The sequence below is a fragment of the Bacillus sp. 1A genome (assembly GCF_052682215.1).
Map to the genome: position 1 here is coordinate 4,149,785 of NZ_JBQYLZ010000001.1, position 14,019 is coordinate 4,163,803.

A 14,019-nucleotide genomic window follows, 5' to 3' on the forward strand; every position below is an offset into this window, starting at 1 on the left:
ATTTAATTGGAGGTGATAGTACTATGAGTAATTATAACTATCGAAAAAACTACTCTAATAATAAAAATAGTAGTTCATCAGCATCCTCTCAATCTTCCAATTCTCAATCTTCCAATTCCCAATCGCAAAGAGATTTAGCCGATCAAGGCTATGTAAAGAAAAAAGGATGTAACTGTAATAAAAACAAATAGTTTATTACTAATTTGAACTATAACATTTCAACGCTCACGATAAATAACTTACTTTCCTTGTATACCATTTATGTAATGGATGAATTCTATTAAGAATAGAATTCATCTTTTTTTATTTATAGGTAATCTTTTAAACTGCATAACTTATTCCATAAACAATAAAGTGTAAATCATACATTTTGATTTTCCTTTTATACCAACTTAACAATAAGAAATTTCTCAATTGATTTATCACCTATTTCCCCATAAAATATAGCCCTTCCTAAAAAATTAGGAAGGGCTATATACAGAATACATTACCACAAGTTATTCGATATTAATACCTGCACTTACAAATCCAGCAACTGCAGCTATTGGACTTGCTGCTGTTAATGAAACATATAACAGTATTTTATCTCCAGCAGCTACTGGAATAGCTTCAGGTATGATTCCCGATGCTGTAGCACCAATCGCTATTACAGCAAATGCTGGTGCTAATAATAGAGGTGCTCCCTGTACTGTAAACGTATTACTTGCTGCTGGTGCAGTTAGTATTTGTATCTGCACTTGAACAGGTGATAATGGAGCTAATGCAGCTGTTGCACTAAAGAAACCAGCTAATGACGTAATAACCCCTGCGCGTGGTGCTACAAATGCATAATCACCTATACCTAACGCTAATGTGATACTTGTTCCACCCGTTAAAGCTATGCCAGGCTGACTAAATCCAAATCCAAGAAGAGTTCCTGTATTAGCTATTAATGCGTTAACTAACGCAGATGGTGTTGTACCTGAAGCGAATGGAATAATAGCTCCGCCACCTGTTGCACCAGTTGCTCCTGTTAAGCCTGTTGCTCCCGTTGGACCTGTTGGACCTGTCGCTCCTGTTAAGCCTGTTGCTCCTGTTAAACCTGTTGCTCCCGTTGGGCCTGTTGCTCCTGTTAAACCTGTTGCTCCCGTTGGGCCTGTTGCTCCTGTTAAACCTGTTGCTCCCGTTGGGCCTGTTGCTCCTGTTAAACCTGTTGCTCCACCAGTACCTGCTGGACCTGTCGCTCCTGTTGGGCCTGTTGCTCCTGTTGCTCCCGTTGGACCTGCTCCGGTTCCTGCTGGACCTGTTGGACCTGTTGGACCTGTTGGACCTGTCGCCCCTGGAGTAGCATTGATTAATTGAATTAATAAATTAAAAAGAAGTTGTAAAGTTGCAGAATCAACATTTGAGTTGCAGGATATAGGGATAAGATCTAAAGCGAAGAAGAATTGTGCAAGGGCGCTATAAAATTGTTGCAATAATGTTGACAATTGTCCTAAATTAGGTGCTGGAGATTGTAATAAAACTATAATACTTTGAGTTAATTGTTTCAAAAAATTAACTTCTGGAGAAGGTAATAAGGAATTTAAGAAAATTAAAAATTGATTAAATAAATCGAGTAACACTAATCTGTTTGCATTACTTGGATTTGCAAAAAATGCTGAAATAGCTGATACTAATGAGTTTAGTAAAGTAATTAATTGACTTAATTGTTCCCTAGTAATAGGAACTGACTGTGGATTTTTACAACAATCTGCTGAAAAAACAATCGGATTGCAGTTATTATGATCAAAACAATCATTATGTTTCATTTATTTCCTCCTTACTTTTCTTATAGTTGAGTGTTTTCCTATTCTAAGTACTATAAAAGATGCGATTGAAAAAAGTAGTTAAGTTATATGTTTCTCTTAAAATAGGAAACATGAATTATAATCAAACTGAAAAAACGATATTTAATTATGTTCATGACTCACATATTAATTATATGTTTTTAATAATTGACTGCTTAGATTAAACACCTAAACTTAAGAGTTTATTTTAATTTTCCACGTTTATCTCTTAGGTCCAAAAGCACATTTTAATTTAAATATTAAAACTAAGCATTTGCATATAACCAACAAGTAACAACACCATCTTTTCAGATAAGTAACAATATCTTTACTAAAATTATGTTCTCTCAATAATTAAGAAGCCGTTTCTATTATAGAAAACTCTCATACAATATATCGGACAAGTTATTCTATACTTCGTTCAAAAAATAATTTAGGAGGTGAGAATTAATTGCCAATCATCCAACCATTTATGGCATCTAGAAGATTTACATCTACACTAGGAGCTGGAACAGGAACAGGTGCAGCTTTTGCAATTGCTGCTACAGCTTGTTTAAACGATGCTGGTACTACTGCAACTGCTTTTCCAACTTTTACGTATTACAACTTTTATGTAAACGGCATTCTTCAACCTAGTGTGAACTCCAGTATTACTACTGGACCTACTGGTGCTATTACAATTCCTGGCGGAGATGCATTAGACGGCGGAATTCCAATTACAATCGAATTTATCGTCACTTAGTTTAACTACTTTAATGTAGAACAAAAAGACAGATTCTTTTTATTTAAGAATCTGTCTTTTTTAATTAATAATGATGAATTGCAAAATAATTGAAGAACCTTGCGTTGGTGGTTGATTATCCAATAAAGTTAGCTGACCATTACTAACCTGATATAATGGTTGTGGTTGAAGTATTCCATTAATAAACAAATTAATATAGGAAACCTCATCTGGAGGTAATATGTGTGTTGTACCATATTGAGCTATCCCATCTAAATCTGTATATATAAGTTTTTCTCCATCTGAAAAAGTGTAAAATAATAAATTAGTTGTTGTTATTGGTCCAATAACTCCAGTTGGACCCGTTGCCCCTGTTAAACCAGTTGGACCTGTTACTCCCGGTGATCCCGTTAAACCAGTCGCACCTGTTACTCCCGGTAATCCCGTTAAACCGGTCGGGCCTGTTACTCCCGGTGATCCTGTTAAACCAGTTGGGCCTGTTACTCCCGGTGATCCTGTTAAACCAGTTGGACCTGTTACTCCCGGTGATCCTGTTAAACCAGTTGGACCTGTTACTCCCGGTGATCCTGTTAAACCAGTTGGACCTGTTACTCCCGGTGATCCCGTTAAACCGGTCGGGCCTGTTACTCCCGGTGATCCCGTTAAACCAGTCGCACCTGTTACTCCCGGTGATCCCGTTAAACCAGTTGGACCTGTTACTCCCGGTGATCCTGTTAAACCAGTTGGACCTGTTACTCCCGGTGATCCCGTTAAACCGGTCGGGCCTGTTACTCCCGGTGATCCCGTTAAACCAGTCGCACCTGTTACTCCCGGTGATCCCGTTAAACCAGTCGCACCTGTTACTCCCGGTGATCCCGTTAAACCAGTCGCACCTGTTACTCCCGGTGATCCCGTTAAACCGGTCGGGCCTGTTACTCCCGGTGATCCTGTTAAACCAGTTGGACCCGTCGGACCGGTCATCCCCGTTGGGCCCGTTGGAATATAAATTGGGGGAAGAACTGGAAACGTAGGTCCAATGTTTTCAGGTTCTATCATAGCTTTATTTATTGATAATTTATTTTCTCGCTTCACTTTAATACCTCGTTCCACATTTTTGTTTACTACTTAACAAAATAATACATCTATCATTTTAGAAAAATTCCATAACTACTTTTTTCATTCTCAAATGATTTTTACATATAGTAAACTTTTTACCGTTGCTATAACTAGTAGTATTAATATAATAAAATGATAGTTCCATTTCAAAATACTAAATCGGTTACGTTCTAATTTAAAAATGAGGTGATTTATATTCAAGATAAGAATGAAAAAATGAAAAAAGAACTATTATCACTGGCTCTTGAAATTATTCTTCCATACAGACTGACAGGTCCTACTGGGCCCACAGGTATTACCGGTCCTACAGGCATTACTGGACCTACAGGCATTACTGGACCCACGGGTATTACTGGACCCATTATTACAACAAACTCTATGTTCGCTAATAATACATTAGGTGGTCCCATCTCAGTCATATTAGGTGGAACTAATATTCCACTTTCTAATAACCAAAGTCTCGATAATTTTACAGTGAACGCTACAAATGATATATATACAATTCCTGTTACTGGAAGATATTATTTAACCTATCAAATTAATACAACAACTTCTCTACTTGCTGGTACAAGGCTACTATTAAACTCTTCGACTCCACTTCCCGGATCTATTTTTTCACCCGCAATATCAACTTCAAACTATAATAATAATTTAATAACCAATTTAATTGCTGGTAATACAATTTCCCTTCAAATATTCGGCGTATTATCCATAGTTAATTTAGTTGGAGGTGGTTCAACAGGTGCCTCTTTAACAATTATACGAATCGATTAATAAATGATTCATTCTTTTTTATAATAAACATTCTTAGCTGCTAAAGTAGTAACTATTACGTCATTCCTAAAGCTAAGAATATTTCAATAATTTCACGACAGTGATTAAGCAATAAAAACAATTTGTACTATATTCATAGTAATAACCATCTATACTAAATTTTCCGTATATACATTATCAATTTACACTTCTCCCTGCCAATGTTACATTGAATAAGAAGACAGTTTCTCAAATGCGAACCATCTCAATACGTTTTTGAGAAACATACTCCAATCCTATACGCGAGAGCAATACTATGTCGACACTCAAACGAGTGTCTTTTTTTATGAATTTTAAAAAATAAAACCATCTCTTATAGATGGTTTATCAACACACATTTCTTTATATTCTTGATGCAATGGTAAGTTTATGCAGCCGGATAATAAATAGTCATACTTAACCGAGTTAGCGTACTTCCGGAATTATAATAAAAGTGCGGTCTATCCGCCTTAAAGCGAATTGCATCTCCGCTATTTAATGTATATTGACAATCATTTATTTCAATTATCAATTCCCCTTCAAACACCGTTATAAATTCTTCGGTCCCTTCTTTATGGCCTTCCGAACTTAATTTTCCTTCTGTTTCAATTTCAACCGTATAGATTTCAAAGTTCCTATCATCTTGAAAAGGAAAAGAAGGATACACTTTATATCTCCCATTGTCTTCTGATAATACTTGAACATCATTTCGTAAAACAACTTTCGTATCTGGTTGCGGGTTATTGATTAAAGAAGTAAAAGACACTTTCAAACCATTAGCAATTTTCCATATCGTTGTTAATGTTGGACTTGACTCCCCTCGTTCAATTTGTCCAATCATCGTTTTACTCACACCTGTTAATTGCGAGACCTTTTCCAAACTCATTTTTTCTTTCTCTCGTATTGTTTTTAAATTTTTCGCCAAAATAAGTTGAATTTCTTCCATAAGAAACACTCCTACACTATATACAATATAACGACCGTTATGTATAATAAAAAGCACACGTTATATTGTTCTTTTCGGTCATTATAACACACACTAATTAATTAGGGGGTTTTGAAATGCCTATATTTTCTTTTTTGTTATTTGTTTTTATAAGTAGCTTCACACCCGGTCCTAACAATTTTTTAGCTATGACATACGCTAATCAACATGGTTTAAAAAGGAGTATGCAATTTTGTTTTGGAGTAGCTTTCGGGTTTTTCATCCTCACTTCCTTATGTAGCTTCTTTAATATTGTACTAATTAATATCCTACCCATAATCGAATTCCCTTTAAAAATTTTAGGTGTAGCATATATGCTATATTTAGCTTTTAAAATACTCACTAGTAAAACTAGTACAGATCCCGATGAAAAACATAATAAAAACTTATTTACAGTGGGGATTTTTCTTCAGTTTGTTAACCCTAAAGGGATACTATTCGGCCTGACTGTAGTGTCAACTTTTATTCTCCCTTACTATAATTCATATTCAAGTTTTCTATTCTTCTCATTATTTCTAGGTGTAGTCGGGTTAATGAGTACATTTAGTTGGAGCTTATTTGGTTCCATGTTCCAAAAACTTTTATTAAAACATACTAAATCTTTTAACATCATTATGGCCGTTTTATTAGTTTTTAGTGCTTTTTCAATTGTAGTCAATTAAATTCAAACTCTAAATTTCATTTCTGTTTAAAAGTATGATTTACAAATATAGCTGATATACCAAATGAACCTCCCGCTTACATGCATTACTTATTTAGTTTTAAAGCGGTAATCTTCTATATCTACTCTTATTCATACGAGATAAAATAAAAAGAGGATTACTCATTATAAGTAATCCTCTTTTTTGACTATTGATTTTTAAATATTCTGTTCCACTAAACTAAAATCGTTACTTAACTTCATACCACCAGCCTTTACGATCAAGGTAATCCGTCATTCCTTTAAGTTGCGCATCTGAAGTTGGTTCAGAGATAAAATATGTTAGACCATCAGATTGTAAGATGAAGTTAGCTGTCATTTTTAGTGACGTTAATGCTCCCATTACATCGGGGGTTTCATACGATGAAAAAGCTCCTGATTGAATGATATTTTTTTTCGATGGCGGAGTTGTCCCACCAGATTGCCCCGTTAACGCATAAACAATTGAATTTGCAATCTTATCTGGATTCCATTTTGACATATCTGCTTCATTATCGATAAATCCAAGTTCAATTAAGATTGCAGGTGCTTTCGTATTCGCTAATACATAAAGGTCTTTTCGCTCTTTCGCGCCACGATTTGACCAGCCAATATCTTTTGAAAGTTGCGCTGCTATCTTTGCTGATAAAGCTTGTTGGTCATAATACAGTACTTCAACACCATTAGCATTCGTATCATATGAGTTTAAATGAAATGAAACTACTAAGTCTACATCATGTGAGTTTGTTTTAGATACAATGTTATTTAAATTTTGCGCTTGTGTTATCCCTACTTCATCAGTATCATCATAAACTGTATGCCCTAATGCTCTTAATTTAGCAACAACTGCATCCTTAACTTGGCGATCCATAATATGTTCTTTCCGATTCCCATAATTTGCACCCTGTACAATACTATTGTGACCTCCATGTAAACTATATCTAGCCATTGTTCAACATCCCCTTTTTTATTAATATATTCAAAGCTCGTCTTATTGTCCGGTCAAATATCCAGTAAAGCTCCAGCAAACAATAATAAGGGCACTAATCTATTTTTAAATTTTTAATTCTAGATTATCTATTTTCTAAAACAAAGGACTCATAAATAAAAACCACAACTAATATTTTTTAGTTGCGGTTTTTACGCATTTAAACTATTTATTTATAAATCTCTTTATTATAATACATGAAAAATATGTTATAACATAAGCTACTGTTCTTTAGGAGGGGTTTAATGGCTGATAAGTATAAATTTTTAATTCTCGTTGTTACAGCATTTTTTTCTTTCTTTTCCTTAATAAAAGATTTCCGTAACATTTCAAAAAGTTTCTTTTTGGGGAGCTTTGCAGTCCTAACAAGCTTTATATTATTATTAACGCACGCTTTAGAATTAACTCCAATACTTCTCCATTCAGCTCAGATGGCTCTTGAGATTATTACAATACCACGTAAATTATTTCTTCCCCCTGTCACTGAAGTTGCTAGTTTTTGCTAACAATTCGTGTATCTAAAAAAATTCAAGTCTATATTTCTAATTATCTTTATAAATATAAAAGTGCGGTTTCTCCTTTCTAGAGAAACCGCACTTTATCAAATATTCTTATTAAATTTTAAACTGACTCGTATACAGATCAAAGTAAAACCCTCTATCTTCCATAAGAGATTCATGATTCCCTCTTTCCAAAATACTTCCATCTTTTATAACAAGAATTTGATCTGCTTTTTCAATCGTTTTCAGTCGATGAGCGATTACAAAACTTGTTCGACCTTTCATTAAATTATTTAGTCCTTCTTGAATTTGCAATTCTGTTCTCGTATCAATATTTGATGTTGCTTCGTCGAGAATTAATATATCTGCATCAGCTAAAATCGCCCGCGCGATCGCAAGAAGTTGTTTTTGTCCTTGACTTAAATTCGATCCTTCTGAAGCAATTTTTGTTTCATATTGATTCGGTAAATGTTTAATAAAAGAATGCGCAGATGCTGCCTTAGCTGCATTGATTACTTCATCATCACTAGCATCTAATCGACCATAACGAATATTATCCATAATCGTCCCAGCAAATAAGTACGTATCTTGTAAAACTACTCCTATTTTACTTCGCAACGAATTAATATCATAATCTTTTATATCTTTTCCATCGATATGAATTTGCCCTTGCTGTATATCGTAAAAGCGAGTTAGCAAATTAATGATTGTTGTTTTGCCCGATCCAGTTGGACCAACTAAAGCAATTGTCTCCCCTGGCTGTGCCTTAAGACTCACTTCTTTTAAAATCGTTTTATTTTCCTCATAACCAAATGAAACATTCTCGAGTGCAACATGCCCTTGTAAATTTTGTACAATGCATGCATCTTTTTTATTTTGAATTTCTGGTACTTCATCCATAATTTCAAAGACACGTTCTCCACCAGCAACTGCCGCTTGAATTGTATTCATTAAAGTTGCGAATTGACTTAGTGGTCTTGAGAATTGACGAGAATAATTAATAAAAGCCGCAATGACACCTACTGTTGTCATTCCATTTAAAACCATAACTGAACCAGTCCCAATTACAAGCCCCATACCTAAGTTATTTATAAAGTTCATACTTGGAAAAATAAAAGCTGAAAATGTATCCGCCTTCGTAGCAGACATTCTGAGTTGTTCATTAATTTTATTAAAATTTTGTACGGTTTCTTTTTCTTTCCCGTATAACGTTGTAACATCCGCTCCAGTTATAGCTTCCTCAATAAAACCATTTAATTCTCCTAAATCTTTTTGACGCTTTGCAAAGTTTTTACCACTATAAGCAACTAGTTTTTTTGTAACGAAAAACATAATAGGTACTGTAATTAAAGTAACAATTGCTAAAATCCAATCTAATGCGAACATCGCAATTGTTACACCTATAAAGGTTAATGCTGATGAAATAATTTGTACAACACTTTGCGTCAACGCTTGATTCAAATTATCTATATCATTTGTAACACGGCTCATTAAATCCCCTTGAGAACGTACATCAAAGAACCGTAAAGAAAGCGTTTGGATTTTCTCAAAAATATCTTGTCGTATTTTTTGTATTGTTTTTAATGCAACGTTAACCATGACAAATGTTTGTAGCCAAGTTAACAATACTGTTACACCGTAAATCGCGATAAGTAACAAACACATTCTCGCCGTACCGCTTAAATCTTTCGGTACAATATATTGATCGATAATTACTCCCATTAAATAAGGACCTAATAACCCAAGTAACGTCGTAACAAATACTAAAAATATAACGAACGTAAGAGCAGCCTTTTGATACCCCATATAGTTCCATACTCGCAATACAGTTCCTTTAGTGTTTCTAGCTTCACCCATTTTAGGCACGTTACGCCCACCTTTATTAGAAAATTGCCCTTGAAAATTACGCATGTTCTTTCCCACCTTCTTTATGTAAATTGCCACCTTGGGAAAGATAGATTTCTTGATATACCTCACATCGTTCTAACAATTCTTCATGTGTACCATCACCAACTAATTCACCGTTATCTAAAACGAGAATTTTATCAGCATCTATTATAGATGAGATTTTAGAGGCGATTAATAATGTTGTTGTTCCTTTATATTCTGTTCTTAATGCCGATTGAATGTTAGATTCTGATTTCGCATCAACTGCTGATGTAGAATCATCTAATATAAGAATGGATGGCTTTCTCACAAGTGCCCTTGCAATTGATACACGTTGTTTTTGTCCACCTGATAAATTTGTCGCACCTTGTGTTAAATGATATTGATATGAATCTTCCAACTTGTTAATAAACTCAGTCGCACAAGCTGATGAAGCCGCTACTTCCAGTTCGTCATTCGTTGCATCTTCTTTACCATAACGTAAGTTCTCTTCTATGCTACCTGAAAACAATAATGCCTTTTGAGGTACAAACCCGATTGAAGCACGAAGTTTTTGTAAATCGTATGCTCTAACATTTATTCCATCAATGCATACTTCCCCTTGATCAACATCGTATAAACGCGGTAACAGTTTTGCTAAAGTAGATTTACCACTTCCTGTAGAACCGATAATTCCTACTTTTTCACCTTTACATATGTTAAATGAAATATCTTTTAAAACATATTCATTATTTTTCGTGTAACTATAACTAACATTTTTAAAGTCAATTTGTCCCTCGATTTGCTTAGGTGCAACCGCATTTGTTTCCGTCGTAATATCAACCTCAGTATTTAAAACTTGCTGTACACGATCCGCAGATGGAAATGCCCGCGCGATTTGCATAAATACCATACTTATAGACATAAGTGACATTAAAATAATATTCAAATAGTTTATAAACGCTAAAATAGCTCCTACTTGAAGCGTTCCATCAAATACTTTTTCTCCACCAATCCATAATGTTGCGACAATCCCGCCGCTTACAACTAACATAATGATTGGCATCATTATGGAAATAAGCTGCACCGCTCGAATATTAATCTTCGTTAAATTTGTATTAACATTTCCAAACTGAGTAATTTCATATTTTTGTCTTACATACGCTTTAATAACACGTACTCCAGATAAATTTTCTTGTAGCTTTGTATTCACTTTATCTAATGCTTCTTGCACTTTTTTGAACGTTCCGCTCGCTTTACTTGCAATGAATATAATCGCAAGTAATAAAATTGGAACAACTACAAGTAATATAGGAAATAACTCGCGTGCTGTTACAAAAACAATTATTATACTTCCGATAAATAACAAAGGACCACGAACAAGTACACGTAATGTCATCGTCATCGCCGATTGAATAGAAGTAATATCATTTGTCACAATCGTTAATAATTTCCCAGTTCCAAATGAATCACGATTTTCACTAGAAAATGTTTCTACTTTCGCAAATACATCTTTTCGTATGTCTGTAGCGAAATTAACAGCTGCTTTTGTAGAATACATCATACACCCAAGTCCTCCAACTAAACCGATTGCTGCAGCTCCTATCATAAGAAGCCCCATTTTTATTACATAATTCAAATCACGATTTGCTATCCCAACATCAATAATATGCTGCATAATAGTCGGTTGAATTAAGTCCATCGCAACCTCAAGTACCATAAACAGTGGTCCAATAATCGCGAAGAACATGTATGGTTTTAAATAATGTAATAATTTGCGAAATGATTTCATACTTAATCTCCTTTTTCCTATGAAATTACCATTTAATAATTCATACCCTCCTTACTTAAGCCATATATTTTTTGATTTTTCCAGTATTTCTATTATATTATGCAAATTAATATTTAACATTATTAAATGATAAGCATTAATGACTTTCCGGTCAATAAATGTGCTTTATATTACGCAAATAGAAAAACCGTATTCTTAAGTAGAAAGAATACGGTTTTTCATCTATATCTCTTCAATTGTAAAATCTAAAAACTCAGTCTCAAATCCATTGTTTTTAGAAGGACTACACGTGTAAAAACCTATTTTAACAGGCGCATTCCCTATATCCTCCATCAAATGAGCAATTCTTATTTGTTCCCATTGACAGCTATTTTTTACATATATTATATAATCGCCACGTTTACGAACAATTCGAAAATGAAGTTGTTGGGTAGCTAATTCTGTTGGAAAGTCTTGTGTTGACCAATCAGAATATCCATTATTCGTTACGACAGCTCCTAAATGAGAAGGGCCATCTGGAATATACTCTAATGAAGTTTTCAACCAACACTTTTCCGAAATCATAACAAAAAGACCTGCTTGATCGTATTTTGAATTTGGATCCATACACAATTGAACTTCAGCTTGAAAGTCTGTCATCATTTCACTATAAAATACATGACCATTCATTACTTCAAAACCATAATGTGTTTTAAGCCAGAAATCTGTTTCTGCTTTCGAACGGACAATAAACGACCGGTTGTCATTAATTTTATAATATTCAGGGACATTCATTATAGTGAGCTGCTCAACATGTTTAGGTATATACGATATATTCATAGTTCCTCCATAATAAAGCCTTTATACAAACCTTTAAAACTCCGCTAATACAGGGAATTTATAACCTTTAAAATCTAACTCTTTATTACTTCGAACCATTAAATACTTATTAGACTGTAATTCTGTAAATTGTACATCCTCAATCCCTAATTGATCTGGTGAGAAGTAAAATTCGATTTCTGTAAATCTTTCAGCGATTTCTCCGCATATTTCATCTAAAACTGGAATTACTGTTGCAAATACTCCATATAATTTCAACTTTTCATTATCTACTTCATACACAATTAGAGCATCTAGTTTCTCTGAATAATACAATTTCTCATTCCATCCCGAATCATACATATTCAAATAAAACGAAGGACGGAAGTTTAATGTTGAAAAATTATTTGAAAGTCTTTGGCTACTATCAATAGTTTCATGTATTAACTTTCTATCCTCTTCCATATAATAATCTAACTTTCTAAGTAAGGAGTCATTATTATTCTTTTTATCATATAGAATAGTCATCAAATACTCCTGCACAACTTTAAACCCAAATGATGCATATAGTTCAGGTTTTTCCGTAAATAATAATGTACATTCACATTTCTTATCAATTTCTTCTATCATTTTACTTATTAATTGTGTCATGAGTCCTTGTCTACGAAAATCAGGGTGAGTCATTACCGTTTGAATGCCGGCTGCATTTATTCTTTCACCATTTACTAGCAATGGTAGCGAAAATACCGCAACATTTGCAATCGCTTTATCGTCATGTAAAAATGATAAAGCTTTGTATGTATCATCCCAATAACCTCTTTCTGAAAAATCATTCAATGTTTGAATTGTAATTCCAAACACTTCTTCAAATAAAGGAAATAACTTCTCTCTTTTCGGTTCTTCTAAAAGAAATTTTTCAAAAATTTCAACATTCCCCATGTTGTCCCTCCATACGTTAATTCCATCAAATTAGATTTAGTTATATAACCTGCTCTTAATGTAATAGGTCTTACCAATCAATATACTATCATAAAATATAAAAAAAGAGTCTAATTAATTTTATGTTTTGACTATTCGAAAGTAAGTCGAATAAAACAATATTAAGATTTTTGAATATTAATAAGTTTATTAGTGCTTTCTACTTCGTTTTTACTCATAGAAATGCACCATTTATAAAAAATATTTTTTATTATTTTTTTCCTTCTAGTCTCTCCCTCGTATTAATTTCTTCTCCTCTCATTCGCTTTTCAAATGTATTTCTCCAACTTGTAGAAAGTGCATGTACTTCTAAGATCCTTTTTAGCCCTTCCATATTTTGTTTTTCCTTATGCATAATACGATTAGCAAATGCTACTGTAACACCTTTTGGATCAGACTTTATTAACTTTAACGTATCAACAGGTGATACCCATCCTTCTTTTAATACACGAAAATAAAATCCTGTATATCCTGTTTCTTGAAAATAAAGTGGTAACTTTGGAATATTGTATTTCTTAGCTAATTTAAAACAAGGTTGTCTTGGCTGCGTTACTTGTACAATTGCTTCTCCAATTTGAAATGTATCACCAATACAAACATCCTCTTCACACAGACCATTAATTGTTATATTTTCTCCGAATGCTCCATATACAAGGGCTTGATTCAACTCTTTTTCCCAGTATCTATAATGTTCTCCAGAATACACACAAACTGCTTTATCTACTCCACCATGATGAACTAAGTCCGCTTGCCCATCTCCATTAAATTTTAAAAAGGATAAAAACACCGGTTCCCTTACTTGCTTCTTATTTATACCTGTATGAATTACCTTTCCGCCGTATGTAACCTCTTTTGGTAACCCTATATTTAAAGATAGTACCTCATATACTTTATTCATCTTAATCGCTCCCCTTACTTACCCCACAATTTTTCAATAGATTAATTTATACTTTCAAACTCTCTGTCTATTTTTCATTTAAAATGACAAAAGGTCAG

13 protein-coding genes are annotated in these 14,019 nt (G+C 33.8%); 4 read left to right on the top strand and 9 right to left on the bottom strand.

What is annotated here, in order from left to right; translation table 11 throughout:
• Positions 1–497: 497 nt before the first annotated feature.
• Positions 498–1,790, bottom strand: coding sequence for an exosporium glycoprotein BclB-related protein (locus ACUN0F_RS21235; protein WP_445540100.1), 1,293 nt, complete (start codon positions 1,788–1,790; stop codon positions 498–500).
• A 469-nt stretch (positions 1,791–2,259) separates the two neighbouring features.
• Here ACUN0F_RS21235 and ACUN0F_RS21240 point away from each other — a divergent pair, with 469 nt between their 5' ends.
• On the top strand, positions 2,260–2,550 hold the full coding sequence (locus ACUN0F_RS21240; RefSeq protein ID WP_001121646.1) for a DUF4183 domain-containing protein: 291 nt from the start codon (positions 2,260–2,262) through the stop codon (positions 2,548–2,550).
• A gap of 60 nt (positions 2,551–2,610) precedes the next feature.
• Here the strand turns inward: ACUN0F_RS21240 and ACUN0F_RS21245 are convergent, their stop codons facing one another.
• Positions 2,611–3,621 carry a DUF4183 domain-containing protein gene (locus ACUN0F_RS21245; protein WP_445540101.1) on the bottom strand — a complete coding sequence of 337 codons (1,011 nt, stop codon included), beginning with the start codon at positions 3,619–3,621 and terminating at the stop codon, positions 2,611–2,613.
• Between the two features lie 210 nt (positions 3,622–3,831).
• Between ACUN0F_RS21245 and ACUN0F_RS21250 the strand changes: the two genes are divergently transcribed.
• On the top strand, positions 3,832–4,419 hold the full coding sequence (locus tag ACUN0F_RS21250; protein ID WP_327973719.1) for a BclA C-terminal domain-containing protein: 588 nt from the start codon (positions 3,832–3,834) through the stop codon (positions 4,417–4,419).
• Positions 4,420–4,825: 406 nt separating this feature from the next.
• On the opposite strand, the gene ACUN0F_RS21255 is transcribed toward ACUN0F_RS21250, so the two are convergent.
• Positions 4,826–5,440: a helix-turn-helix domain-containing protein gene (locus tag ACUN0F_RS21255; RefSeq protein ID WP_098191277.1), complete on the bottom strand. Its 615-nt coding sequence runs from the start codon at positions 5,438–5,440 to the stop codon at positions 4,826–4,828.
• A gap of 59 nt (positions 5,441–5,499) precedes the next feature.
• Between ACUN0F_RS21255 and ACUN0F_RS21260 the strand changes: the two genes are divergently transcribed.
• A complete protein-coding gene (locus ACUN0F_RS21260) occupies positions 5,500–6,084 on the top strand; it encodes a LysE family transporter (protein WP_060488766.1) in 585 nt (194 codons plus the stop codon).
• A 228-nt stretch (positions 6,085–6,312) separates the two neighbouring features.
• Here the strand turns inward: ACUN0F_RS21260 and ACUN0F_RS21265 are convergent, their stop codons facing one another.
• Positions 6,313–7,050, bottom strand: a complete 738-nt coding sequence (locus tag ACUN0F_RS21265) for an N-acetylmuramoyl-L-alanine amidase (protein WP_327973717.1) — start codon at positions 7,048–7,050, stop codon at positions 6,313–6,315.
• A 284-nt stretch (positions 7,051–7,334) separates the two neighbouring features.
• Between ACUN0F_RS21265 and ACUN0F_RS21270 the strand changes: the two genes are divergently transcribed.
• Entirely contained in the window at positions 7,335–7,595 is a 261-nt protein-coding gene (locus tag ACUN0F_RS21270; protein ID WP_327973716.1) for a hypothetical protein, read from the top strand.
• 108 nt (positions 7,596–7,703) lie between these two features.
• On the opposite strand, the gene ACUN0F_RS21275 is transcribed toward ACUN0F_RS21270, so the two are convergent.
• From ACUN0F_RS21275 to ACUN0F_RS21295, 5 genes are all read right to left on the bottom strand, one after another.
• Positions 7,704–9,500: an ABC transporter ATP-binding protein gene (locus ACUN0F_RS21275; protein ID WP_445540102.1), complete on the bottom strand. Its 1,797-nt coding sequence runs from the start codon at positions 9,498–9,500 to the stop codon at positions 7,704–7,706.
• Positions 9,493–11,247: an ABC transporter ATP-binding protein gene (locus ACUN0F_RS21280; RefSeq protein WP_445540103.1), complete on the bottom strand. Its 1,755-nt coding sequence runs from the start codon at positions 11,245–11,247 to the stop codon at positions 9,493–9,495. The genes ACUN0F_RS21275 and ACUN0F_RS21280 overlap by 8 nt, the downstream gene beginning before the upstream one ends.
• Positions 11,248–11,469: 222 nt before the next feature.
• Positions 11,470–12,066, bottom strand: coding sequence for a DUF1349 domain-containing protein (locus ACUN0F_RS21285; protein ID WP_001027690.1), 597 nt, complete (start codon positions 12,064–12,066; stop codon positions 11,470–11,472).
• A 33-nt stretch (positions 12,067–12,099) separates the two neighbouring features.
• Positions 12,100–12,984 (bottom strand): GNAT family N-acetyltransferase, encoded by an 885-nt coding sequence (locus ACUN0F_RS21290; RefSeq protein WP_000528651.1) that lies wholly within the window; start codon positions 12,982–12,984, stop codon positions 12,100–12,102.
• A 250-nt stretch (positions 12,985–13,234) separates the two neighbouring features.
• Positions 13,235–13,921, bottom strand: a complete 687-nt coding sequence (locus ACUN0F_RS21295; protein ID WP_172553919.1) for an MOSC domain-containing protein — start codon at positions 13,919–13,921, stop codon at positions 13,235–13,237.
• Between the last annotated feature and the right edge of the window lie 98 nt (positions 13,922–14,019).